Annotated in this window: 25 protein-coding genes, 1 tRNA gene and 1 pseudogene; 10 read left to right on the top strand and 17 right to left on the bottom strand. The window is 73.2% G+C overall.

The genetic code is table 11. The features are described from left to right. Positions 1-55: 55 nt before the first annotated feature. Entirely contained in the window at positions 56-397 is a 342-nt protein-coding gene (locus tag ACWCV3_RS05180; protein ID WP_451218554.1) for a hypothetical protein, read from the top strand. 15 nt (positions 398-412) lie between these two features. Beyond that, a complete protein-coding gene (locus tag ACWCV3_RS05175; protein ID WP_451218551.1) occupies positions 413-1201 on the top strand; it encodes an N-formylglutamate amidohydrolase in 789 nt (262 codons plus the stop codon). Here the strand turns inward: ACWCV3_RS05175 and ACWCV3_RS05170 are convergent. Further along, positions 1198-2067, bottom strand: coding sequence for a glutathione S-transferase C-terminal domain-containing protein (locus ACWCV3_RS05170; RefSeq protein ID WP_451218549.1), 870 nt, complete (start codon positions 2065-2067; stop codon positions 1198-1200). The two genes, ACWCV3_RS05175 and ACWCV3_RS05170, sit on opposite strands and share 4 nt — an antisense overlap. Positions 2068-2181: 114 nt before the next feature. Continuing rightward, positions 2182-2304, bottom strand: a complete 123-nt coding sequence (locus ACWCV3_RS05165) for a putative leader peptide (protein ID WP_451218546.1) — start codon at positions 2302-2304, stop codon at positions 2182-2184. A gap of 120 nt (positions 2305-2424) precedes the next feature. Between ACWCV3_RS05165 and ACWCV3_RS05160 the strand changes: the two genes are divergently transcribed. Next, entirely contained in the window at positions 2425-3261 is an 837-nt protein-coding gene (locus ACWCV3_RS05160; protein ID WP_451218543.1) for an alpha/beta fold hydrolase, read from the top strand. A gap of 165 nt (positions 3262-3426) precedes the next feature. Beyond that, positions 3427-3942 carry a DinB family protein gene (locus ACWCV3_RS05155; protein ID WP_451218540.1) on the top strand — a complete coding sequence of 172 codons (516 nt, stop codon included), beginning with the start codon at positions 3427-3429 and terminating at the stop codon, positions 3940-3942. Here ACWCV3_RS05155 and ACWCV3_RS05150 read toward each other — a convergent pair. The 4 genes from ACWCV3_RS05150 to ACWCV3_RS05135 all read right to left on the bottom strand — a co-directional run bounded on the left by ACWCV3_RS05150 (position 3866) and on the right by ACWCV3_RS05135 (position 8528). After that, positions 3866-4306 carry a hypothetical protein gene (locus ACWCV3_RS05150; protein ID WP_451218537.1) on the bottom strand — a complete coding sequence of 147 codons (441 nt, stop codon included), beginning with the start codon at positions 4304-4306 and terminating at the stop codon, positions 3866-3868. The two genes, ACWCV3_RS05155 and ACWCV3_RS05150, sit on opposite strands and share 77 nt — an antisense overlap. A 384-nt stretch (positions 4307-4690) precedes the next feature. After that, positions 4691-6889, bottom strand: coding sequence for a SpoIIE family protein phosphatase (locus ACWCV3_RS05145; RefSeq protein WP_451218534.1), 2199 nt, complete (start codon positions 6887-6889; stop codon positions 4691-4693). Beyond that, positions 6886-7272 (bottom strand): STAS domain-containing protein, encoded by a 387-nt coding sequence (locus tag ACWCV3_RS05140; RefSeq protein ID WP_451218532.1) that lies wholly within the window; start codon positions 7270-7272, stop codon positions 6886-6888. The genes ACWCV3_RS05145 and ACWCV3_RS05140 overlap by 4 nt, the downstream gene beginning before the upstream one ends. A gap of 47 nt (positions 7273-7319) precedes the next feature. Further along, a complete protein-coding gene (locus ACWCV3_RS05135) occupies positions 7320-8528 on the bottom strand; it encodes a phospholipase D-like domain-containing protein (protein WP_451218529.1) in 1209 nt (402 codons plus the stop codon). A 359-nt stretch (positions 8529-8887) separates the two neighbouring features. On the opposite strand from ACWCV3_RS05135, the gene ACWCV3_RS05130 reads away from it, so the two are divergent. Then, a complete protein-coding gene (locus ACWCV3_RS05130; protein ID WP_451218526.1) occupies positions 8888-10210 on the top strand; it encodes an aldehyde dehydrogenase family protein in 1323 nt (440 codons plus the stop codon). 172 nt (positions 10211-10382) lie between these two features. Here ACWCV3_RS05130 and ACWCV3_RS05125 read toward each other — a convergent pair whose 3' ends face one another. Further along, positions 10383-10715, bottom strand: coding sequence for a hypothetical protein (locus ACWCV3_RS05125; protein WP_451218523.1), 333 nt, complete (start codon positions 10713-10715; stop codon positions 10383-10385). A gap of 421 nt (positions 10716-11136) precedes the next feature. On the opposite strand from ACWCV3_RS05125, the gene ACWCV3_RS05120 reads away from it, so the two are divergent. Further along, positions 11137-12057: a CDP-diacylglycerol diphosphatase gene (locus ACWCV3_RS05120; RefSeq protein WP_451218520.1), complete on the top strand. Its 921-nt coding sequence runs from the start codon at positions 11137-11139 to the stop codon at positions 12055-12057. Here ACWCV3_RS05120 and ACWCV3_RS05115 read toward each other — a convergent pair. Then, positions 12036-13076 carry a MerR family transcriptional regulator gene (locus ACWCV3_RS05115; protein ID WP_451218517.1) on the bottom strand — a complete coding sequence of 347 codons (1041 nt, stop codon included), beginning with the start codon at positions 13074-13076 and terminating at the stop codon, positions 12036-12038. The two genes, ACWCV3_RS05120 and ACWCV3_RS05115, sit on opposite strands and share 22 nt — an antisense overlap. Then, positions 13040-13714 carry a HEAT repeat domain-containing protein gene (locus tag ACWCV3_RS05110; RefSeq protein ID WP_451218515.1) on the bottom strand — a complete coding sequence of 225 codons (675 nt, stop codon included), beginning with the start codon at positions 13712-13714 and terminating at the stop codon, positions 13040-13042. Before ACWCV3_RS05110 ends, ACWCV3_RS05115 begins: the two co-directional genes overlap by 37 nt. Before the next feature lie 405 nt (positions 13715-14119). On the opposite strand from ACWCV3_RS05110, the gene ACWCV3_RS05105 reads away from it, so the two are divergent. Continuing rightward, the gene (locus ACWCV3_RS05105) at positions 14120-14545 is read left to right on the top strand and encodes an ATP-binding protein (protein ID WP_451218512.1); all 426 of its coding nucleotides are present in this window, start codon (positions 14120-14122) and stop codon (positions 14543-14545) included. A gap of 272 nt (positions 14546-14817) precedes the next feature. Here ACWCV3_RS05105 and ACWCV3_RS05100 read toward each other — a convergent pair. Continuing rightward, positions 14818-14891, bottom strand: a tRNA-Pro gene (locus ACWCV3_RS05100). A 77-nt stretch (positions 14892-14968) separates the two neighbouring features. Next, positions 14969-15487: a hypothetical protein gene (locus ACWCV3_RS05095; RefSeq protein ID WP_451218511.1), complete on the bottom strand. Its 519-nt coding sequence runs from the start codon at positions 15485-15487 to the stop codon at positions 14969-14971. Positions 15488-15586: 99 nt separating this feature from the next. On the opposite strand from ACWCV3_RS05095, the pseudogene ACWCV3_RS05090 reads away from it, so the two are divergent. Together ACWCV3_RS05090 and ACWCV3_RS05085 are read left to right on the top strand one after the other, a co-directional pair. Beyond that, a pseudogene (locus ACWCV3_RS05090) lies at positions 15587-15997 on the top strand (Gfo/Idh/MocA family protein); the annotation flags it as partial. A gap of 90 nt (positions 15998-16087) precedes the next feature. Beyond that, positions 16088-17092 (top strand): Gfo/Idh/MocA family protein, encoded by a 1005-nt coding sequence (locus ACWCV3_RS05085; RefSeq protein ID WP_451218508.1) that lies wholly within the window; start codon positions 16088-16090, stop codon positions 17090-17092. Between the two features lie 178 nt (positions 17093-17270). On the opposite strand, the gene ACWCV3_RS05080 is transcribed toward ACWCV3_RS05085, so the two are convergent. Together ACWCV3_RS05080 and ACWCV3_RS05075 are read right to left on the bottom strand one after the other, a co-directional pair. Next, positions 17271-18209, bottom strand: a complete 939-nt coding sequence (locus tag ACWCV3_RS05080) for an alpha/beta hydrolase (RefSeq protein WP_451218505.1) — start codon at positions 18207-18209, stop codon at positions 17271-17273. A 124-nt stretch (positions 18210-18333) separates the two neighbouring features. Continuing rightward, entirely contained in the window at positions 18334-19731 is a 1398-nt protein-coding gene (locus ACWCV3_RS05075; protein ID WP_451218502.1) for an amino acid permease, read from the bottom strand. Between the two features lie 738 nt (positions 19732-20469). Between ACWCV3_RS05075 and ACWCV3_RS05070 the strand changes: the two genes are divergently transcribed. After that, complete coding sequence (locus ACWCV3_RS05070; RefSeq protein WP_451218499.1) at positions 20470-20925, top strand: tellurite resistance TerB family protein; 456 nt, start codon at positions 20470-20472, stop codon at positions 20923-20925. 32 nt (positions 20926-20957) lie between these two features. Here the strand turns inward: ACWCV3_RS05070 and ACWCV3_RS05065 are convergent, their stop codons facing one another. The 4 genes from ACWCV3_RS05065 to ACWCV3_RS05050 form a co-directional block, all read right to left on the bottom strand. Beyond that, the gene (locus ACWCV3_RS05065; protein WP_451218496.1) at positions 20958-21884 is read right to left on the bottom strand and encodes a M56 family metallopeptidase; all 927 of its coding nucleotides are present in this window, start codon (positions 21882-21884) and stop codon (positions 20958-20960) included. A gap of 8 nt (positions 21885-21892) precedes the next feature. Beyond that, positions 21893-22279 carry a BlaI/MecI/CopY family transcriptional regulator gene (locus ACWCV3_RS05060; RefSeq protein WP_451218494.1) on the bottom strand — a complete coding sequence of 129 codons (387 nt, stop codon included), beginning with the start codon at positions 22277-22279 and terminating at the stop codon, positions 21893-21895. Positions 22280-22327: 48 nt separating this feature from the next. Next, entirely contained in the window at positions 22328-22534 is a 207-nt protein-coding gene (locus ACWCV3_RS05055) for a twin-arginine translocase TatA/TatE family subunit (protein WP_451218491.1), read from the bottom strand. A gap of 185 nt (positions 22535-22719) precedes the next feature. Continuing rightward, entirely contained in the window at positions 22720-23079 is a 360-nt protein-coding gene (locus tag ACWCV3_RS05050; RefSeq protein WP_451218489.1) for a PRC-barrel domain containing protein, read from the bottom strand. Positions 23080-23432: the final 353 nt, after the last annotated feature.

Genomic DNA, 23432 nt, shown 5'->3' with positions numbered 1-23432 from the left:
CCTCCGGCCGGGGCACGGTCGTGACCGGGCCGTGCTGCGGCGGTGTTGCGGGGACGTGGCGTACATGCGGGTGGGCTCCTACCTGGACGACCATGCCGGGAAACCCGTCCGCCGCTTCGACGCGGGAAGTCACGTGGTGCTGACCGAGGCGGTGAACGCGCATGACGTGGGGCGCGGGCGGGGCGGCATCCGCACCGCGCCGGCGAGGGTACGCGCACCGGCACTGGTCGCCGGGGTGGGCTCCTTCCGGCTCCACCCGCTGTCCCGGCAGCGGGAGTCGGCCGCGCTGATCCCGTCGGCGGGCGGGGTGCGGGTGGCGGAGTCGCCGTACGGGCACGACGGGTTCCTGATCGAGACGGAGCAGGTTGGCAGACTGGTGGCCGAGTTGCTGCGCTGATCCCTGGGAGCCGATGTGTCCGAGCCCTCGTTCGAGCTGCTGCCGGGTGACCCGGCGTCGCCGGTCCTGCTGCACGTTCCGCATTCCGCGCGGGCGATCCCGGCCGGAGTGCGGGCCGGACTGCTGCTCGACGACGCCGCGCTGGAGCGGGAGCTGGACCACATCACGGACGCGCACACCGCGGAACTGGCCGAGCGTGCGGCCGAACTGGCGGGGCTGCGGCCGTGGCGGTTCGTGAACCGGCTGTCCCGGCTGGTGGTGGACCCGGAGCGGTTTCCCGACGAGCGGGAGGAGATGCGCGCGGTGGGCATGGGCGCGGTGTACACCCGCACCACGCACCGGGAGCCGCTGCGGGCCGAGGACACCGACCAGGGGCCGCTGATCGAGCGGTACTTCGAGCCGTACGCCCGCGCGGTCACCGAGGCGGTGTCGCAGCGGCTGGCCGCGACCGGGCGGGCGGTGGTGATCGACGTCCACTCCTACCCGTCCCGCCCGCTCCCCTACGAGCTGCACGGCGAGGGCCCGCGTCCGGCGGTGTGCCTGGGCACGGACGCCTTCCACACGCCGCCGGGGCTGACGGCGGCGGCGCGGTCGGCGTTCTCGCCGTACGGGAAGACGGGACTGGACAGCCCGTTCAGCGGGACGTACGTACCCCTCGCGCACTACGGCCGGGAGCGGCGGGTGAGCGCGCTGATGGTGGAGATCCGCCGGGACACGTACCTGACCGAGCCCGGCGGCCCGGCAGGACCGGGACTGGAACAAGTGGCCGGTGCGCTGGCCGTGCTGGTGGACTCCGTGGGTTAGTTCCTCCTGCTGGCGTGGGCCGCCCAGTCGAGGATCTGCACGGCGGCGCCCGCGGCTTCGAGGCCCTGGCAGTGGCCGTGGTGGCGGCGGGCGATGCCGTCGAGGTCGATGTGGGTGCCGAAGGCGGGACGGGCGGCGAGACGGCGGGCGTAGGACCACAGCGCGGTGAGGCCGGTGATCCGGTGCACGGCCGAGACGTCGAGGTGGCAGCGGTGCACGGTGTCGAGCTGTACCAGGCAGACCCAGAGGTCGACGTCGGCCGCGGTGAGCCGGCCCCCGGCCAGGTACTCCTCCTCGGTCAGCCACCGCTCCAGCCGGGACAGGGTGTCGAGGAGCACCTCCAGCGCGGCGGCCCGCCCGGCCGGGTCCTCGTCGGCGCGGCCCGCCCGCTGCGCGGCCTGTTCGATGCCCTCGGCGCAGAGCCGCTCCACGGCGTCGATGGTGGACTCCCAGCCTGAGGGCCGCAGCGGGTCGCCACCGGCGCGCGGGAAGAGGTCCAGGTCGCGCAGGATGTCCGGGGTGTGGGTGCTGACGATGCGTCCGGACCAGGCGTCGCTGAGCACGGGAGCGCGCGCCGGTCCCCGGTAGCGGTGCGCGCTGGCCTCGTAGAGCGGGCGGAGCGCGAGGTGGCTGCCGTCCGGGGCGTCGGGGACGGCGGGGAGCAGGATGACCGGACAGCTCGCGTCGAGACCGAGCAGGCTGTGGCCGATGGCCAGGCGCAGTCCGTCGGGGTGGGCGGTGGAGAGGTGGAGCCGGTAGCGGTGCGGCACGGCGTGGTGGCCGCTGCGGTCGTCCCGGCCGAGCCGCCCCCGGAAGGCGGAGCTGTGCCGGACGGTGGGAAGGGCGGTCGGCGCGGTGACGGGCATGTGTACGTCTCCCCAGGGGCGAGGGCGCGCACGGGCGCGCACCTGCGGGAACAGCGGCGGCTGACGTCGGGCGAGGAGTTGCGAGGAGGGCGCGTGGACGGGCGAAGGCCCAGGTCAGAGGCGCGGTCCGATGGCGCTGCACACTCGCAGCAGGTCGATGTGCAGACGGGAGGTGAGGAGAGGGACGCGCAGCGGCGTGCGGCCGCTGCGGCCGGTCACCGTCTCCAGGCGCGTCATGCGTCCCCACCCGTTCGCCGGACTTCCCCGGCTTCGAGTGTCGGCCCGCCCCGGACGCCGCGTCAAGAGGGGTCCGGCCCGGTCCAGCCCTGCGTCAGGACCTTACGTACCATCGCTGCCATGAGCCAGATCCTCTCGATCGCCCGCCCCGAGAGCGTCCGGAGCGTGCGCCTGGACACCGACCGGGGAACCTTCGCCGCCTTCACGGCCGCTCCCCCGGCGGTGCCGCGCGGTACGGCCCTGCTGGTGCCGGGCTTCAACGGCAGCAAGGAGGACTTCCTGCCGCTGCTGCCGGGTCTGGCCGAGGCGGGCTACCGGGTCGTCGCCATCGACCAGCGGGGCCAGTACGAGACGGGCCCGGCGTCGGAGAACCCCTCGTACGCGCCCGAGGACCTGGCGGCGGACGTGACCGCGCTGGCGGGGGTGCTGGGGCCGGTGCATCTGGTGGGGCACTCGTACGGCGGTCTGGTGTCGCGCCTGGCCGTGCTGAACTCCGCTTCCCCCGAGTCCACTTGGGCCTCGCTGACGCTGCTGAACTTCGGTCCGGCGGCCGTGTCGGAGCCGACGCGGGAGCGTCTGCGCCTTCTGCTGGACGCCCTGCGCACGACCGCGGTCCCGGATCTGTGGCCCTTCCTCCGCCCCGAGGACGGCGGGGTCTCCGAGGAGGTGCTCGCCTTCCTCTCGGACCGCTGGGCCCGCAACGCCCCGGAGGCCCTGCGCCTGGCCGCCGAGCGGATGATGGGCGAGCCGGACCGCAGCGAGGCCCTGCGCGGTCGCGGCGTTCCCCTGTCGGTCGTCTTCGGCACCCCGGAGGAGACGTGGCCGGAGCGTGCGGCGGCGGCGATGGCACGTGAGCTGGGCGCCCGCTACACGGAGATCACGGGTGGCGGGCACTCGCCGAACGTGTACGAACCGGAGGCGGTGGTCGAGGCGTTGACGTCGTTCTGGAGCGCGTGACGCCCATCGCTCGCCCCGCGCGGCGACCCTCTCCCGCAACTCCTCGGCAGTGAGGCCGAGTTCGCGCAGGGTGCGGGCCGCCGGCTGCGCCGAGGCGCTGGGACTGGACTCGGCACGCCGGCAATTCGGTCGACGCCGCTCGCGCGCCACGGAAGACTCCCTCCGATGACCCGACAGACCGACACGCCTCCCACCTGGGACGAGCGCACGCAGCTGACCACGTTCCTCGACTACGCCCGCGACACCGCACGCGCCAAGTGCGAGGGCGTCTCCGCCGAGGACGCCCGCCGGGCCCCGCTCCCCGGCTCTCCTGCGATGACCCTGTGCGGCCTGATCAGCCACCTCCGCTGGGTGGAGCACCACTGGTTCGAGGTGATGTTCCTGGGCGAGGACCCCGCGGGCCCCCTGGCCGAGGCCACCGACGAGGATCCCGACCCGGAGATGCGCACAGCTGTCGACACCCCGCTCGCCCGACTCCTCGCCGACTACGAGTCCCAGAGCGCCCGCCACCGCCGCCTGGTCTCCGGCCACGACCTGGAGGCCACCGCCGAACGCCCCATCAGCGACGGCCGCCGCGTCGACCTCCGCTGGATCCTCCTCCACCTCATCGAGGAGACGTCCCGGCACAACGGTCACCTGGACGTCGTACGCGAACTCCTCGACGGCCGGACCGGGGTGTAGGGCGAGCGGCCACCGCCACGCACAGGGCCGCGAGGGGAAGTTCCGCGAACACGGCCATGGCGACGGAGAGAGCAAGTGCCGGACCGGGCGGCGAGGTGGCCACGTCGACGCAGGCGTCGGCGAGGAGGAGCACCGCCGCGGCGGCCGCTGGGGCGCGGTGGCGGCGGTCGTGGCGCAGCAGACGGCTCCCGGCGGTGAACAGGGCGGCCGCCTCCAGCGCGTCGAGGAGCACCCACGCGGCGGCCTGGGCGGGCGGCAGGACGTCCGCGAGGAAGCCGAGCCAGGGCAGCAGGGCGAGACCGGCACCGACGAGTATCCGGCCGTGAACGGCACCGCCGCGCGGAGCGTAGGAGACGAGGGCCACGTCGCGGTTCCCTTCCGGCGTCGGGCCCCCGACGGTCGGGGCCCCTGATCAACCTTCGGGTTTCCGCTGGGCGCGGTCAGTAACACGTCTGTCCGTGCCGAGGCGGCGCCGAGCGGGCCCGGCTCGGCGTCTTTCCCGTCCCCCCACGGCAGAACCGCAACGACCGTCCGGGCCCCGCGCGCCCGGGCCCAGGAGGCCCCCCATGCCCGAGGTCGCGGCCCCGCACTTCCGCGACCCCGTCGAGGACGTCCTCGACGCTCTGCGGGAGAACCCCCCTGAGCCGCCTCGGTACCCCCCGGCGAACCCGCGCCCGGACGGACACCCGGGAACCGGACGTGACCGAGCCCGCTCTGCCCGTGCGGGACGGCCGCCGGCCCGTCCCGACTACTCGCCCGTCGCCGTGAGGACGAGCACCGCCTGGTCGTCGTCGATGTCGTGCCCGCCGGTGAAGACGCGCACGGCCTCGGTGAGCGCGTCGATCAGACGGCCGGCGGCGGGCGGGCGCGGAGAGCCGGCGAGGGCCTGGGCCACGCGCACGTCGCCGAACTGCTCGCCCTCGGGAGAACGGGCCTCGGTGAGACCGTCGGTGTAGAGCAACAGGCTCTCGCCCGGGCGCAGGTGCAGCCGACGCGGGCTGACGTGCGGGTCGGGCGCGACGCCCAGCAGGAGTCCGGAGGCGTCCGCCGCGCGTACGGTGTGCCCCGCGTCGACGACCAGTGGGGCGGTGTGCCCGGCGCGGATCAGCTCGATGTCCAGGCCCGTCGGGGTCGGCGTGAACTGCCCGTAGACGAGCGTGACGAAGCCGGTGCCGTGGCTGCCGGGACGGTCGCACAGGGCGCGGTTGACGGCCTCGACGACGGCCTGCGGTCCGGGCAGCAGCGGGGCCACGGCGCGGGCGGTGTGCCGTACCAGGGCGGTGGTGGTCGCGGCGGTCGCGCCGCGGCCGCACACGTCACCGAGCATGAACGCCCACCGGCCGTCCCGCAGCGGGAAGACGTCGTAGAAGTCGCCGCCGATGTCGAGTCCCTCACCGGCCGGGTGGTAGTACGTCGCCACGTCGGCGCCGGGCACGTCGGGCACGCCGGGCAGCAGCAGGCCGGCCTGGAGGTCGCGGGCGAGGGTCACCCGGTGGGTGTACTGGCGGGCGTTGCGGGCGGCGGACGAGGCCCGGCGGGCGAGTTCCTCGGCCAGCGCGACGGTGTGGCCGTCGAAGGAGCGGTCGCCGACGCTGAGCAGGGTCATGGCGCCGAAGGTGTTGCCGCGGTCGAGCAGCGGAACGCACAGGTAACCGGTGACGCCCAGGTCGTGCCAGGGGCCCGGCCCGGTGGGCGTACGCCGGGCTACCTCGCTGACCCCGGAGGCCAGGACCCGGGCCACCGCGTCGTCGGCGGCGTCGTACACCGGGATGTGGGAGGCGAGCAGTTCACCGCGCTCGGCGTCGGGCGCGGCCGTGGCGATACGGCGTACCCGGCCGGACTCCACGACGTCGACCGCGCACAGCGGGGCCAGGGTGGGGACGCACGCCTCGGCTAGGCGCTGGAGGGTCTGGGCGGCGTCCAGGTCGAAGGCCAGGGAGGTGCTGGCGTCCAGCAGGAAGCCGAGGTCGGCGCGGGTGGCCTTCTCGCGGGCCTCGGCGGCCGCTCTGGCCTGCTCGGCCTGGTGGCGTTCGATGGCCAGGGCCGCGGTGCCCGCGAAGATCCGGGCGAGCGCGAGGTCGTGGTCCTGGGGCGAGCGGGGCGTGCGGTGGTACATGGCGAAGGTGCCGAGCAGCGATCCGTCGCCACCCAGCACCGGGGTGGACCAGCAGGCGGCGAGTCCGGCCTTCTCGGCCAGCTCGCGGAAGTCCTGCCAGTACGCGTGCGTGGCGATGTCGGAGACGATCACGCTCTGCCGGCGGTGGGCGGCGGTACCGCAGGAGCCCACGCCCTCACCGGCGGCGATGCCGTCGATGGCCTGGTTGTAGAAGTCGGGGAGGCTGGGGGCGGCGCCGTGGCGCAGGTGGCGGCCGTCGGCGTCGGCGAGCAGCACCGACACCAGCACCTCCTCGGGCGCCAGGTCCTCGATGACCCGTGCCATGCCGTGCAGCACGTCGGCCAGCGGGGCCTGGCGGGCGATCTGCTCCAGCAGTGCCGCCTGCTCGGCCGCGAGCCGCTGGGCATGTCTGACCTGGGTGGTCTCGACGCCGATGACGCGCACGCCGGTGACGTTGCCTCCGGCGTCGGTCCGGGGCTCGTAGGTGAAGTCGAAGAACGCCTCGCGGGTGTCGGCTCCGGTTCCGAGCAGCACCCGGCGGTCCCGGCCGGTGACGGACCGGCCGGTGCGGTAGACCCGGTCCAGCAGGCCGATGAAGCCCTGCTCGGCCGGTTCCGGCATCAGTTCCGCGAGCGGCAGGCCGGTGCGGGCGCGCTCGTCGCCGCCGATCGCGGCGAAGAACGCCGGGTTGGCCGACTCCAGCATGTGCGCCGGTCCGGCGAGGGAGGCGAACACGGCCGTCGAGTGCCCGAAGAGCGCGCGCAGATCGTCGTCCGGGCCGTCCGCCGGCCGGCCGGTTTCGGGCTGGTCCAGCCCTGATACGCGCGTCATGCGCTCCGCTCCTCGTTCTGTTGGACCGCCGAGGCGGCGCCGCGCCGGTCCGCGCCCGCGGCAAGCGCCTCGGCAGCGTCCTTGTGCACGGAGAAGAGCTGGTCCAAACCTGTCAGGCTGAACAGACGTGACACCGAGGCGGGTACGGCCGCCAGGCGCAGGGCCCGCTGCTCGGCGGTGAGCCGCTGATAGAGGCGCAGCAGGGCGCTGATCCCCGAGGAGTCACAGAAGGTCAGGGCGGCGCAGTCGACCACGACCGGCGACGTCCCCGTCGATCGGTCCAGTTCGTCGTCGACAGCCTCGTGCAGTTGCACCACGCTGTCGAAGTCGAGTTCACCGCACAGTACGAGCAGCACGCCCAGCGCGTGCTGCCTCACGTCCACCGAGAACACCCTGAGTCGCCTTCCGCTCGGCTACCGCCTGCCTTTCGTCACAGGAAGCGTCGCACGGGCGTGACCGCGGCTTCCTTCACCCGCTGGAAAGCGGCTCTGCGCCGCCACCTGGCGAGGTCGATGGCGACGCTGCGCTCGAGGTCGGCGTCGTAGTCGCGGTCGAGGGACGCGGTGAACTCCTCGTCCAGGACGGCGAGCATGACCTCCTCGTCGTGGTCCATGGAGCGGCGGTTGAAGTTGGTGGAGCCGATCAGGGCCGCCACCGAGTCCACGGTGATGATCTTGGCGTGCATCATCGTCGGCTGGTACTGGCGGATGTCGACGCCCGCGCGCAGCAGCTTGGTGTAGTGGTGCTGTCCGGCGAGCTGGCAGGCCCGCTGGTCCGTGTAGGGGCCGGGCAGCAGGATCTCCACCTTGACGCCCCGGCGCGCGGTGCGGCACAGCAGGTCGATGAAGTAGTCGTCGGGCGCGAAGTAGGCCGTGGCCAGGCGGAACCGTTGCTCCGCCGAGGTGAGCATGACCCGGATCAGGGTCTGCATGTCCTGCCAGCCGATGCTGGCCGAGCCGCGCACGACCTGGACGATCGAGCTGCCGATCTGCTCGTGCGCGGTGAAGCGGTCCCGCTCGTCGTAGAGCTCGTCGTGGCACTCGGCCCAGTTCTGCGCGAAGGCGGCGGCGATCCCGTCGACCGCCGGTCCGCGCACCTGGACGTGGGTGTCACGCCACTCGCCGGGGTTGCGGGCGTCGCCGCACCACTCCTGCGCGATGCCGACGCCGCCGGTGAAGGCGGTGACCTCGTCCACGATCAGTGCCTTGCGGTGGCAGCGGTGGTTCTGCTTGAAGGGCGAGAGCCAGACGGGCTTGCGGAACCAGGCGATCTGGACTCCCGCCTCGTCCATGAGGTCCAGCAGCCCGCGCTCGATCCGCTTGGCGCCGAACCCGTCGAGCAGCAGCCGTACCCGCACACCCTCCCGCGCGCGGTCGGCGAGGGCGACGGCGAAGTCGTGGGCGATCTGGCCGCGCCAGTACACGAAGGTCATCATGTCGATCGTGTGCCTGGCCGAACCGATGGCCTGGAGCATGGCGGGGAAGATGGCGCTGCCGTTGCGCAGCGGGACCAGCTCGTTCCCCTCGGTGGCGGCGACGCCGATCAGCCGCTCCAGGCGGCGGCGCAGCCGCTGCTTGCGGGCGTCGGCGTCCAGGGCGCCGTCAGGTGCCAGAGCTACCGGTATGCCGTCGAGGGTCACAGCGAGTTCTCCAGTTGTGCCGTTGGGCGGATCGGATCGGGACGGCCGGTGGACCCCCGAGAAACCACATGCCCGGCTCTCGCCCCATCATCCCGCGCCAGTGAACCACCACACACGTGACCGGCATCACAATGCGTGGACCGGTTTTGTCGGGTCATCACACGATCCCGGCCGCCCACGGCACGGACGGCGTACGGGCGGCGCGTTCACGGACACCGGCGCCCAGCGCATGACACGGCGGTCGCCGCCGGCGGTGACGGCGGCGCCGTGATCCACGTCATTCCGGGCAATCCGCGGAATGCGCCCGGCCGCCTGAAAGGTTGGTGTTTACATCTGATCGTCGAGGATGCGAGGCACCCATGAACCACTCCCCCACCGAGCAGGCCGCCGACATCGTGGCCCGACTGCGCGGCACGTTCCGCACCGGGCGGACCAAGTCCGTCGAGTGGCGCACGGAGCAGTTGCGCCGGCTGCGCGCGATGCTGACCGAGCACGGGGACGACCTCGCCGCCGCCCTCCGTGCCGACCTGGGCAAGAGCGCCGCCGAGGCCCAGCGCACCGAGATCGATTTCACGATCCGCGAGATCGACCACACCCTGGAGCACCTGACGGAGTGGCTGCGCCCCGAGCCGGCCCCGGTCCCCGCCCACCTCGGCGCCGACGCCACGGCCTGGACGCAGTACGACCCGCTCGGCGTCGTCCTTGTCATCGCCCCCTGGAACTACCCGGCCCAGCTCCTCCTCGCCCCCATGGTCGGCGCCCTCGCGTCGGGCAACGCGGTCGTGGCGAAGCCGAGCGAGCTGGCCCCGGCGACCTCGGCCGCGCTGGCCGAGCTGATCCCGGCCCACCTCGACACCGACGCGGTCGCGGTGGTCGAGGGCGGCATCCCGGAGACGACGGCCCTGCTGGCCCAGCGCTTCGACCACATCTTCTACACCGGCAACGGCACGGTGGGCCGTGTCGTGATGCGGGCGGCGGCCGAGCACCTCACCCCGGTCACGCTCGAACTCGGCGGCAAGTCCCCTGCCTTCGTCGACCGGGACACCGATCTCGATGTGGTCGCCGACCGGCTGGCGCGCGGCAAGTTCCTCAACGCCGGGCAGACGTGCGTCGCCCCCGACTACGTCCTCACCGACCCGGAGACCGCCCCCGCCCTGGAGGCGGCCCTGGTCCGCGCGGTCGAGGGCCTCTACGGCACCGACCCGTCGGCCTCGCCGGAGTACGGCCGCATCATCAACGAGCGCCATTTCGACCGGCTCGCCGGCCTGCTCGGCTCCGGCCGGGTGGCGGTCGGCGGGCGCAGCGACCGTACGGACAAGTACATCGCGCCGACCGTTCTGGCGGAGGTGGCACCTGACGCGCCGGTGATGCGGGAGGAGATCTTCGGGCCCATCCTCCCGATCGTCACCGTGCCGGACCTGGACGCGGCGGTGGACTTCATCAACGACCGCGACAAACCGCTCGCGCTGTACGTCTTCACCGACTCCGACACCACCCGCGACCGCTTCGCCGCCGAGACCTCCTCCGGCGGCCTCGGCCACGGCCTCCCCGTCGCCCATCTCACCGTCTCCGACCTCCCCTTCGGCGGTGTCGGCGAGAGTGGCATGGGCAGCTACCACGGCCGCTACTCCCTCGACACCTTCAGCCACCGCAAGGCGGTACTGAACAAGCCGCTGGCCTGAGGGTTGTCCCGTGATCCCCGGCGGATCAGCGCGCGGCGGCGGATGCGGTGCGCCGCAAGGCGGAGGGTCGTCCGCATACTGGGCGTACGGGGGCGATCCGGCAACGCGGCGAGGCGCCGTAGCTGTCGTCGCGCGCCCGCCGGGGGGGCGGTCAGCCGTCCGTCGTCGGCGGTCAGGGCACGGTGACCTGCCGCTCCGCGCTGGGAGCCGCCTCGTGTCTGCGGACCGACGGCACCGACAGCACCAGCCCCACCGCCGTCACCTGCCACAGCACGCCGAACCCCGGCAGCCGCTCCGCGCCCACGACCCCCGACACCGGCCCGGCGAGTGCCAGCCCGAGCGGCCCCAGGGCGAAGGCCCCCAGGCTGTCGAACGCGCCGACACGTCCCCGCACCTCCGCCGGGATGTCGCGCTGGATGACGGTCGCGGCCAGGGTGGTGCAGACGGCCGCACCGATCCCGGCGAAGAAGGCGGCGCCCGCGACCCACGCCAGAGGCAACCCCATGGCCGGCCCGGCCACAGGAACAGCCCACCCGGGCATCGGCCAGTTGGACCTGCCGGCCCGTCGTACCAGACCCGGCGCGGCCATCCGCCTGACCTGGGACGAGGGTGCCGCCCGGCTCCTCCCCCCGCTCCTCGCCGGCCGCACGGCGGGCCCGGTGTTCGTCACCTCCCGCCGGGCCCCCGCCACCACACCCCCCGCCGACCGCTGCCCGGCGACCGGCCGCGGCCGTCTGTCCTACAGGCAGCGCGCGGCCAGGGTGACGGAGCGGGCACGGTCGCGCCCGGTGGTCGCCGGTGTCACCCGAAGACGCGGAGCCGTTCCGAACGGTCACTCATTCAGCCGATGGGTCGAACCGCCGTAAATCAATTTCCGGCACTTACTCTGCGAAAACCCCCAGCGCCCACTCCAGTGGAGAGCACAGATGAACGACCAGCAGAACGCGAATGAAGTCCCCCGGCGGAAGTTCGTCGCGCTCTCCAGTGCCATCGGCGCCGCGACGGTCCTGACCGGCGCGGCCGCGATGAGCGGCGGTACCGCCGCCGCGGCGAGCGGTGTCGAGGCCGGACCGACCCCCGACTCGTGCCCCACCACGCCTCCCCCGGGCGGCTCCAGCTCCTGCCCGCCCACCAGCCTCCAGGGCATCTGCGGCCGGCCCACGGACAACGACCCGTTGTGGAACGACGTCCAGTACTGCACCAGCGGGATCGTCCCCCCGCCGCCGCAGCCCAAGCCGGACTGCCTGAAGATGACGTCGGATTACGTGGTGCTGCGCGGAAAGCCGGAGACGACGCACAACTATCTCCTGTCTCCGGCGTGCCGCGTCACGGGCATCGAGTGCCCGTTCCTCGTGACCAGCGGGCCGCCCAACTACTGGAACGAGGCATGGCAGAACGCGCGCAGCGGCGGAGACGTCCCCGTGCAGTACCCGAACATCGGCCTGGGCATCAACTCGCAGGGCGCCCGGCGCTTCGACCAGATGCACATCCACATGGCCGGCGTCCGGGCGAGCACCCAGCGGCGACTCCAGGACCTCGAGTCGCAGGGCCGTATGGCCACGTCCCCCGCGCAGTGGGCGAACCCGGCCAACCAGGCCCCGATCACGGGCTCGACGGGCGACCGCGTGTACCGCATCCTCCGGCTCCCCAACCTGCGGGACAACCTCTTCAACCTGCTCTACACGAACGTGGTCCGGCCCAACTCGCTGAGCATGGCCGACCAGACGATCATCGTGGTCCCGAAGATGACCGCCACCGGTTTCGCCGGCGCCTTCTACGTGCTCAACAGCGACACGTCGATCCACGACGGCACGAGCACCTGCGACTACCTGCTCGTGTACAGCTGAGGCACTGCACGGGCCCGCTCCTCCAGGACGCCCGCCAGGGCCGACGCGACGAGGGCGACCGTGCGTTCCTCGTCGTGGGCGAGCCGGCGCAGGATCTCCAGCGGGGCACTCCCCTCCAGTTCGACGAGGGCCTGGATGACGCGGATGCGCGTCGCGGAGTCGGCGGTGGGAGCGGCCATCCGTTCGGCCAGGAGGGCGGTGATCCGCGTCGCGCAGGCGGGGTCCCGGGAGAGGACTCCCAGGGCTTCGGCCGCGTCCACGTCGTTGGTGCCGTCCACGACCATGCGGACGAGCGTGGGCACGGCCGCCGCGACTCCCCGGGCGCCCAGCGCGAGGGCGGCCTGTCCGCGCACGAGGGTGTCGGGGTCCTCCAGCCGGCCCGTGAGCACCGGGATCGCGCCCGGCACCTCCGCCATCCCCGCGATCGCCAGCACCGCGCGCCGCCGGACGTCGACGTCCTCGGAACGGGCGGCGGCCGCCAGTGCCGCCACACCGTCTTCTCCCGTCCGGGCCAGGGCCCAGCGCAAGGCGCCCGCGACATGCGGATCGGCCTCGGCCAGTACCGCCCCGGCCAGCAGCTCCGCCGGAACCGGCACGCCCTCAGGCCGGGTGAGGACGGCCTGCTGTCTGCGGGCGGCGCTGGTCGAATCGAGTTCCCGCACGAGTGCGACGACACGGAGGACGTCCTGCCAGTCCGCGGGGGCCGACGCGTCGATCACCCGGAGGCGTTCGAGCAGCTCCCGTTCACGCGCGAGGCGGTCCTCGGTCCACCGGATGAGGTCGCCGACCAGGGCGGACGGCGTGAACGCCGGGTCCTCCAGCGCGCGCCCGATCTGCTTGAGCGACAGTCCGAGGGACCGCAGGCTCTCGACGTGGAAGATCCTTCGGACGTCGTCGGCCGCGTACTCGCGATACCCGCCGACGGTCCGCCCGGTCGGCCGAACCAGCCCCAGTGCGTCGTAGTGCCGCAGCATCCGCGCGCTCACCCCGGACCGCCGGGCGACTTCCCCGATGAGCAACGCACGTCCTCCCCACCCTCCGCGACCGGGCGTCCCGGACCGAGCACGACCGTACGCCTCGCCTCCTCGACCGCCGCGTCGAAACCGGCGTCCGGGTTCCGCCGCAGCGACTCGGTGGCCCGCGCATGGGCCGCCACGTCCGGTTCCGGATGCCCGGCGGCCCGCTCCAGCGCGGGCCGGCTCTTCTCTCCGAGGTCGACCAGAGCCCGGCTCAAGCTCCGCCGCACCTCCCGGTCACCGCGCCCGAGCTGCCGGGCCAGTTCGTCGGCCAAGGTACGCTCCTCCGCCTCGGGCACGAGTACGACGGCCGCGCGCCACGCGGTCCGCGCGACGTCGTCGTCGGCGTCACGCAGGAGGTCACGGGTGATCCAGCCCCACGTGCTCCTGTCGTTGACCTTGGAGAGCGTGTGCAGCGCCTGGCTGCGGGCCTGGCCGCACTCCGAGCCCAGTTCCTTTCGGAGCCGGGGCAAGGTGATGTCCGGCGGCAGACGCGTCAAGGCCCAGGACAGCATGTCCCGCACGAAGAAGTCGGGCTCGACGGCACACCGCTCGACGAGCGTCTCCAGAAACACGGGGTCGGCATGCGAACCGACCGCCATGGCCGCCTGAAGCCGAACCGAGGTGTGGTCGGCACCCATGGCCTTGAGCAAACGAGTGTGCTGAGCGGTCGTGTCGATGAGGACCACCTCCAGTACCCCAGTGGAAACCTTGCCACCGTGTCAGGGTCAAACCGGATGTGCTCAGGGCGGCGCACGCCTCGTGACTCCGACTCGGTACAGGGCGGGCAAGAAGGGGCTTTTCGGTCACAGGCGGCCGGTGACGTCCAGAGGCGCCGTCCGCGTTCACGCTGTTCACCCGTTGATCCCGGACTCCTACGGGGCGCGTGAGGCGGACAACCACGAGAGACCGCCACCGCTCTGCCTGGGACCGTGATGCGGTCCAGCTGCTCCTGCAGGGGTAACGTGCCCTGCACGGACCGGGCGGTAGGGGTGGGGCGCCCAGCGGGGACTGAGGGGCGAGCGACGATGAAAGCGTCATCCGAGATGACCGACGGCCTCCCGGGGGACGGGGCGTCGCCGACGGTGGCCTCTCTCGTCCTGGAGGGCGACGGCGCCCGCATCGGCGGGGCCCGCCGTTTCGCCGCCTCCTTCCTGAGGACAGCGTGCGGCGCGGCGGGGATCCAGGTCGACCTCAAGACGGTGGAGACAGTCCAGTTGATAGTGAGCGAACTGGTCACCAACGCCCTGAGGCACGCGCCCGGTCCGGCACTGCTGCACCTGAGCGTCTCCGACGGGGCGCTGCGGATAGAGGTGCGGGACGACAGTCCCGTCGCACCGGCGGTGCGCGCCCCCGACCCGACGCGGGTCGGACAGCACGGCCTGGGGATAGTGACCGCGCTCGCCCGGAGCGTCAGCGTCGAGGCAGCCGGGGCCGGAAAGAGCGTCACGGCCGTCGTCGGTCTGACCTGACCTCCGCCGGCCGCACCCCGGATCCGTCGAGGGTCGTGGACGATCGAGCGGCCTGCTCCAGGGACCGGACGATCCCCGCGGCGTCAGAAGGGGCAGATACGCGTGCGGCCGGGAGAAGTACGGGGACGCTGTCCGTCCTCCAGTGACCGGCTGCCGGGGCGGCCCTCTCCGCACGACCTCCCCAGCCGGAGCAAGGGTCCCGGTCCCCGAGAACGGCCGAGAGCCGGTTGCGGATTTCTCCGTAACCGGCCCCTGCCTGCGACTTCGTAAAGTCGGGACGACAGGATTTGAACCTGCGACCCCTTGACCCCCAGTCAAGTGCGCTACCAAGCTGCGCCACGTCCCGAGGTGATCCGGCGGAGTTCCGCGTGATCACGCAGGTCAACCCTACCGCACCCGCGCCGGTGCCCGTGCGGGGGCTGATCACTTGATCAGGGCGTTCGCGATGACCACGACGAAGCCGAGGAGGGCGTCGGCGAGGCCGATGAGGAGGGCGGAGGGCCAGCGGCGGGCGGCCCAGCGGGCGGTGATCACACCGAGGGTGAAGAGGATGGCGATGTTGAGATAGAGGGCGGGGTACTCGACGTCACCGGGCGGCCACCACCCCCACCCCGCGCCGGCCAGCAGGAGAACGGTCGGCAGGACGGCCGCGACGAGCGGCCACTCGTCGCGAAGGGCGCGCAGCACCTCACCCCGGCGCCGGGGCCCGCGTTCGGCGATGTGGTGGGCGTAGCCGTGGGCGAAGGCCGAGGCGAACGCGGTGACCAGCACCCACAGCGCGTCGTACCGCCGGCTTGCCGCCGAGCCGTGCCCGTGCTGGGTCAGCGCGGCGACCAGGGAGCTGGCCAGCACGGCGCCGTACACCCCGCCGAACAGGACGGCCTCGCGGGTGTCGCGCCGCGACCGGGGTACGCCGGTCTCCGCCGTCGGGTCAGCAGCCATGCCCCCACGATCACCCGGCCCCCGTGCCCCCGCACCCCGGTGTGCACCGGTCGGGGGCGCGCGAGCCGGGGTTGACACCCGGCATTTGTCCGCACAAAGGTGGGCCCGGCAGATGTTGATCCGGTTCGGAGAAGGGCTGCCGTCGTGGATGCGCTGGGTGTCGCCGTCGCCGGTTTCGGCTGGATGGGCCGGGTCCACACCCGCGCGTACGCCCGTCTCCCGCACCACTACCCCCGGCTGCCCCTGCGCCCCGAGCTGATGACGGTCGCCGAGGAGGTGCCGGGCCGCGCGGAGGAGGCGGCCGCGCGGTACGGCTTCGCCACCGCCACCCGCTGGCGCGAGGTCGCCGCCGACCCCCGCGTGCGCGCCGTCAGCATAACCGCGCCCAACTTCCTGCACCGCGAGATCGGCGTCGCCATGGCGGAGGCGGGCAAGCACCTCTGGATCGAGAAGCCGGCCGGGCTGAGCGGCGCGGACGCGGTGCGCGCGGCCGGTGTGCTGGACGCGATGGCGGTGTCGGCGGAGAGCCGGGGTGGGTCGACCTGCCGGTGAGCTGAAGCGCGGCATCTGTCCCAGCACACGCAAGGAGCACTCGAGCACATGCGTATCGGAATTCTAGGCCTCGGCCGTATCGGCGCCTTCCACGCCGAGACCCTGTCCGGGCTGGCCGACGTCACCTCCCTCGTCGTCGCCGACCCGGTAGCGGACGCGGCGAAGAAGGCCGCCGAACGGTACGGGGCCCAGGTCGCCGACTCCCCGGAGGCCCTGCTCGCGGCCGGGGTCGACGGCGTGGTGGTCGCCGCCGCCACGGACGCCCACCCGGCGTTGATCCGGGCCGGGGTCGCGGCCGGCGTGCCGGTGTTCTGCGAGAAGCCCGTGGCCCGCACGATCGCGGAGGGCGTGGCGGTGCTGGACGCCGTGCGGGAGGCCGGGGTGCCGGTCCAGATCGGCTTCAACCGCCGTTTCGACGCCGGTTTCACGGCCGCCCGCGCCGCCGTCCTCTCCGGCGAGCTGGGCAAGCTGCACACGGTGCGTTCCACCACCCTGGACCCCGCGCCGCCGCCCGCCGCGTACGTCGCCGCGTCCGGGGGCATCTTCCGCGACTGCTCCGCGCACGACTTCGACATGATCCGCTGGGTGACCGGCCGCGAGGTGACCGAGGTGTACGCCGTCGGCGGCAACCGGGGTGCGGCGTACATCGCGGAGGCGGGCGACGCGGACACCACGAGCGCGGTCCTCACGCTGGACGACGGCACGATCGCGGTGGTCTCCAACTCCCGCCACAACGGGCGGGGTCACGACGTGCGGATGGAACTGCTCGGGTTCGTGGACTCCCTCGCGGTCGGGCTGGACGACCGGCTGCCGATCCGCTCGGCGGAGCCCGGCGCCACCTTCCCCTCGGGTAGCCCGCACGACTTCTTCATGGACCGCTTCGCCGACGCCTACCGCGCCGAACTCACCGCGTTCACGGAGGTGGTGGCCGGTACGCGCCCCTCGCCCTGCACCGTCGGGGAGGCGCTGGAGGCGGGCTGGATCGCGGAGGCGTGCACGCTCTCCCTGCGCGAGCACCGGCCGGTGCCCCTGGCGGAGGTGCGCACCTGCTGAGGGCTCGGGCACGCGGGCCGGGACGACATCGCCGGGACAGCCCTCAGCGGCGAGGACAGGCGCGCACGGGCACCGGAGCCGAAGCCCCGGCGGCCGTCGGGCGGCATCAGGTCAGGTCCGGACTCCCGCACGATGCGCGTCAGCGTGCCGGTCGGGGCGCTGCTCGCGCCGGTGACGGTCATGTCCGCGGTCGGCCGGGAACCGGAGAGCCGGTCGGGGGATGAGCCGGTCGGTCGACGAGGGCGGCGAGTTCACCGAGGACGCGGGCCGCCGGCGCGGGTTCGACCAGCCACTTCAGATGGCTGCCCGCGAGGGTGCGGACGTCGTAGGGGTTGTCCGGGGTCAGCGCGTCGCCCTCACGGATGAGCCGGTCCTGGAGGGCGAGCGGCATGCTCGCGTCGTCGGCGAGGCGGACGTAGGTCTTCGGGACGCGGCCCCAGGTCTCCGCCCGGGCCCGGTCGGCCGCGGTGCCCGTGTCGAGGTTCTCGTCGGGCTGGAAGGTGTTGAGGAACACCAGGAACTCGTCGTCGGTCCCGTCCGCGAGGAAGGCGGCCTTGAGCGCGGCGAGGGCTCGCGGGTCCGCGGTGCGGAAGTTGACGCGCAGCAGACCCAGCTCGGCCGGGTCGCCGGCCAGGGCGAGGGCGAGCGAGGCGGGGTCGACCGTCGCCATCTCCGGCTCGGCGTAGTACTGCCCGGCCTCCAGTTCGACCGGCGCCCAGGCCGAGACGTACACCAGCCGGTCGATCAGGTCCGGCCGCGCGTTGGCGGCGGCGGTGGCCGTGATGCCGCCCCGGCTGTGCGCGACGAGGATGACGGGACCGTTCGCCTTGGCCCGCTCCAGCGCCACGATCAGGTGGGCCACGTTGTCGGAGAGCGTGACGCCCTTGATCGCGCCGGGCGCGGCGGCGAGTCCCTCGGGGTCCTGCGGTGCCTGGTAGGCGTGCGCGTAGGTGGCGGCGAAGCCGTGGCCGGGCAGGTCCACAGCGGCCGAGCGGTGCCCGAGCAGGCCCAGCTCGGCCTGGAGCGGTGCGAACGAGAAGGAGCTGGCGAAGGCTCCGTGCACCAGTACGAAGGTCGGCTGCACCGTCTGATCACCTCTGTCCGCGAGAACCGTCATCGGTGGGCCACCGTAAGCAGCCGAAGATCACCGGCGCCAGCGGTAGGAGGCGCTCCGCTTGTGCGGGTGGCGGGTACGCCGGAGCCCGGCGGGCCCTGAGGGAGGCCACCGGGCTCCGGGTGGGTCAGCCTTCGGCGCGGCGCCGCCGTCCGGCCATGACGGCGTAGACCAGGATGCCGGCGAACAGGAACAGCACGCCCTGGTAGACGGCCGCGTAGCCCGCGCCCGCGACCAGCCAGACGGAGAAGCCCGCGGCGACCGCGGCGACGACCGCGTCGCGTACCAGCCGCCGTCCGTCGACCTCGTCGCGGCGGCCGGAGGCGAGGTGGTGGAGCTGCGCGGCCGTCGCCAGCAGGTAGGGCACGGTCGCGGTGAAGGTGGTGACCAGCACCAGGACCTCGAAGACGTGCGCCGAGCCCGCCATGAAGTTGTAGACGGTCAGCAGCGAGGACAGCACGACCGTCACGCCGACCCCCACGGTCGGCACCCCGCGCCGGCGCCGGGTGAAGGCGGCCGGGAAGAGCCCGTCACGCGCGGCGGCGTACGGGGTCTGCGCGCTGAGCAGGGTCCAGCCGTTGAGGCAGCCGGTCATCGAGACCAGCGCGGCCAGCGCCACGGCCCAGCCGCCCCAGGTGCCGCCGAACATGGCGTTCACGGCGTCGGAGAAGGGGGCGGTCGACTTGACCAGGCTGTCGTGGGCGACGGTCCCGAAGACGGAGACCGTGCCGAGGAGGTAGACGAGGGCGGCACCGGCGGTGCCGATCACGGTGGCGCGGCCGACATTGCGGCGGGCGTCGCGGACCTCGCCGGCGCTGACGGCGGCGGACTCCACGCCGAGGTAGGAGTACAGCAGCAGCGCGGCGGACGCGGAGATCGCGCCGACCGGGCTGCCCCCGCCCGCGTTGAACGGACCGAGCTTGTCCGGGTCGAAGAAGAACAGGCCGCCGACCGCCACGAGCAGCAGCGGTACGAACTTCAGCACCGTGGACACGAGCTGCACGGCGCCCACCCAGCGGGTGCCGGCGAAGTTGGCGAGGGCCGGGAGCCACTGGATGACCAGGGCCGCCAGGCAGGCGGTCCAGCGGTGGTGGCTGACCGGGACCAGTACGTCCAGGTAGCCCACGGCGGCGACGGCGAGCGCGGCGTTGGACACCCAGGTGGTGATCCAGTACGCCCAGGCCGCGAGGAACCCGGCGAAGTCGCCGAACGCCTCGCGGGCGTAGACGTACGGTCCGCCGGTGCGCGGGTCGCGCTGGGCCAGCCGGCCGAAGACCAGGGCGAGCGCGATGGCGCCGACCGTGAGGACGCCGAGGGCGACCAGGCTGACCGTGCCGTAGGGGGCGACGGAGGCGGGGAGCAGGAAGATGCCTCCGCCGATGATGTTGCCCATGACCAGGGCGGTGGCGACGGGCAGCCCGAAGCGGCGGGCGTGCCTGGTCGCGGTGGCGCCCGGTTCCTCGGCCGGGGCGCCGAGGGGTCCCGCCGCCGGAGCCGGCGACGGAGCGGTCCCGGTGACCTGCATGGGTGGGGGTTACCTCTCGCGGAACTGGCCGTGACCGGCACAGAGGGGGGACGGGCGGTGACCTGGCTCACGAGAAAAGGCCAGGTGAACGGCCCTCCCGGAACACCGGGTCGGACCCAATGGTCGGTGATGCCCCAAGTCGCCGCCAAATCGCCGCTTCTTGTCCCGTCCCGGCCGTACGATCGCGCAAAAATCGCGCTTACGGGGCCTTGACACCGATGGATGTTCACCCTTTCCGGTGACCCCCGAGCCCGTCTCAGGACCCGCCTCGGGGCCGCCGTCGACGCGGCCGCCGCCCGGCCCGCCCGGCGCGCGGAGAGGTCGGCCCGGAGTCCGCCGTGGGCCTTCAGGCCGGGAAGGCGCGGGGGGCGGGCTCTGCCTCAGGCATGGCGTGATCGTCGCGTCCGGACCGACGGAACGTCCGCGCCACCCCGGTTCGCCGGTGGACCGGGGCCACGACCCCGCCTATGCTTCTACAGACTTGTAGAAGCGCGGCGATGGGAGCCGAACCGTGCCACGGTTCACACTCCGGCACGGGGACGGGCGCCGCCGTCGCGGGGGGGGCGCGGCCGGACGCGCCGGCGGCGTGGCCGGCGGGATGGTCGCGGCCGAGGCCGTGGACGGGGTGGGCGACTTCTTCGAGGACGGCGAAGAGGACCGAGAACTGTTCCCCGACGGGGGACATCCGGGAGCCGGGCAGCGGCGCGGCTCCTTCCGAATTCGAGATCTGGAGTGCTCATGGCCCTGTGGGACCGCATCAAGGAATCCGCCACCACCATGCAGACGCAGTTGGTGGCACGGAAGAACGATCTCAAGAGCGGCGCCTTCCGCGACGCGTCGATGGCGATGTGCGCGCTGGTGGCTGCCGCTGACGGAACCGTGGACCCCTCCGAACGGCGCCGGGTCGCCCAGCTCATCGCCGGGAACGAGGTGTTGCAGAACTTCGACGCGATGGATCTCCAGCGCCGGTTCGAGGACAACCTCGGCAGGCTGACCGCCGACTACGACTTCGGCAAGGTCAGCGTGCTCCAGGAGATCGCCAAGGCGAAGAAGAAGCCCGCCGAGGCACGTGCCGTCATCCAGATCGGCATCGTGATCGGCGGCGCCGACGGTGACTTCGACAAGGACGAGCAGGCGGTGGTCCGCGAGGCGTGCTTCGCCCTCGACCTGCCGCCACACGAGTTCGACCTCTGAAAGACGCGTCCGGGGCCCGGAGGCGGCCGCCCCTACAGGGGGGTGGCCGCCTTCAGCACGAGGAAGAGCGTCACCGCCGAATTGGCCGAGGACAGCGCCGAGATCATCGTCCCGGCCGCGGCCGTCCAGGCGGCCACTCCCACGGCGGTGAACAGCGAAGGCCAGACGTGCGCGGTGGGCGCGGGCCCCAGCAGAGCGGCCACCCGGCGGGGTACGGGTCCCGGAGCGGCGAACCCGGCCAGGAGGGGGTGCGTCCGTGAGGCCAGCGCCGCCCTCCCGATGGCACGGGCCACGGTCTGCCGGTCGCGCACCACCCCGGCCGCCTCCTCGTCGGCCCACCGCTCCACGGTGTACGACACGGCCGTACGCAGCGGGCGCAGGAACGGGTTGGCCCGCGCGGCCAGCCGGACCAGCAGCAGGAACCGGTGGTGGCCACCGGCCAGATGCGCCCGTTCGTGCGCGAACAGCGCCCGCCGCTCCCGTGCGGCCAGCCGGGACAGCATGCCGGTCGACACCACCACCCGCCCCCGGCTCCGGCCCGGCAGGGCGTACGCGTAGGGCTCCGGGTCGGGCAGTACGGCGACCGTGCGCCGGGGCAGACCCGCGAGGCTCCGCTCCGCGCGCCGGCGGACCCGTACATGCCGCCAGAACACGCGCGAGCAGCCCGCGAGCACGGTGACCAGGGCGGGAATCGCGATCTGGCCCGCCACCTCGTCGTACGGGACGGCCTCGCGCACCTCGTCGTCGGACCAGGCGTCCGGGAGGGGGTTTCCGGGGAGCTGGGCGGTGCCGACCACCATGAGGAGAGTCAGGCAGAGCGTGCTGCACAGGGCCAGCACGCAGGCGGTGACGGTGAGCAGCCGGGTAGCGGCGCGGGGATGCAGCCGCTGTTCGGCCAGCCGGGCGACCGGCCACGCCGTCAGGGGGAGCACCAGCGGCAGCAGGACGAACACGCCCATGGATTCTCTCAGCCTTCTCCGTCCGGGCCCGACTCGCCCAGCAGGTGACGCAGAAGACGTTCGTCGTCCGGTGCGAGGGAGGTGACGAAGCGGGACAGCACCGCCTCGCGGTCGCTCTCGCCGTCCAGCACCTTGCGCATCCGGTGTGCGGCGAGGCCGGCCTGGTCGGAGACGGGGGTCCACACGAAGGAGCGGCCGACCCGCTCGCGGGTGACGGCGCCTTTGGCGAGGAGGCGGGTGAGGATGGTGATGACGGTGGTGTAGGCGAGGTCGCCGCCGAGGTGTTCCTGCACCCAGCCGGCGGACGCGGGCGTGCGGGCCTGGCGCAACGCGGACAGCACCAGCCCCTCCAGCTCGCCCTGCCCCCGTCGCCGGGTACGCCCCTGGTCGTTCACGCCCGCTCCCTCCGCCGTGCGTAGATCGTAGGCCGCCGTCGGGGCGGCTCAGCTCCGCTCGTCGCGGGGCAGGACGGTGCCCTCGACGACGGTGCTGCCGGCGGGCGGGGCGTCCTGCGTGCGCAGGGCGCGGGCCTCGCTCTGGAAGATGCGGGTGGCCTGGCCGGCCGAGCGGACGAGTCCGGGCAGTTTCCGTGCGCCGAGGAGGACGATCAACACGATGAGGAGCAGGGCGACTTCACTCAGGCCGAACATCGGGGGCGGTTCCTCCCAGCGGGGGGTGACGGGCGGGACCGGCCGGTCCCGTCCACCATCATCGTCTACATTGCTGTAGAAGTCTCGTACGGAGTCCCGTCGGGGACGGAAACAGGAGCAGGGCCCGGCGGTCGATCCCCCGGACCGCCGGGCCCTGCTCCTGCGCCTTGCTGCGAAAGCCCCGCTCAGTGCCCCGAGCCGTGCCGGCCGTAGTGACCGCTGATCTGGTCGCGGTAGGCGGCGTCCCCCAGGTGCTTGTCCTTGTCGAACTCGGGCGCGTCCTTGATCTGCTCCTTGGTCCGCGCCACGTGGAGCGTCCGCTCCTCGTGGTCGATCCCGGTGATGGTCCCGGCCGGCAGCAGCACCTCCTTGCCGAAGATCCACACCCCCGTGTCCACGACGATGTACTGCTCACCCACGTCGTTCGAGTGCTTGTCCACCTTGCCGATGTGCCCGTCGAGCGCCTCGACCTTGTACCCGCTCAGATCGGCGTCCGGCGTGTGTCCGGCGGTCGGGCCGTAGCTCCAGATGTTCTCGGCGGTCATGGACGACACCTCCATACTCCGGCCCCAGGAGGTGGATGCGGTCCGCATCCGATCTCCCGCCAGGGGCTCAACGCACGGATGTCCGGCCTCGGGACGGGCAAACCCACCGCCCCTTCCGGAGACACCGCGCTTCCGCCGGCCGACAACGCGGAACCCGCGACGCACCTGACGCAGGCACGCCCTACGCCGCCCTGCGGCAGCCGTGCCCCGCCATCCGTCCACCGCCGGAACAGGTCCGGCGCTGCCCCGGCTCTCTCGGCATCGCTCGGCCGGGCCGGGTTTCCTCGTGGGCGTCGACTGCTCCGCTGTTGCGACACGCCGTCGTCCGCCGGCACCTCCACCGGCCGGGCGGG

The sequence above is a fragment of the Streptomyces sp. NPDC001781 genome (assembly GCF_053596035.1).
The sequence above is the reverse complement of the archived record's forward strand: the minus strand, read 5'-3'. Positions and strand labels throughout refer to the sequence as shown.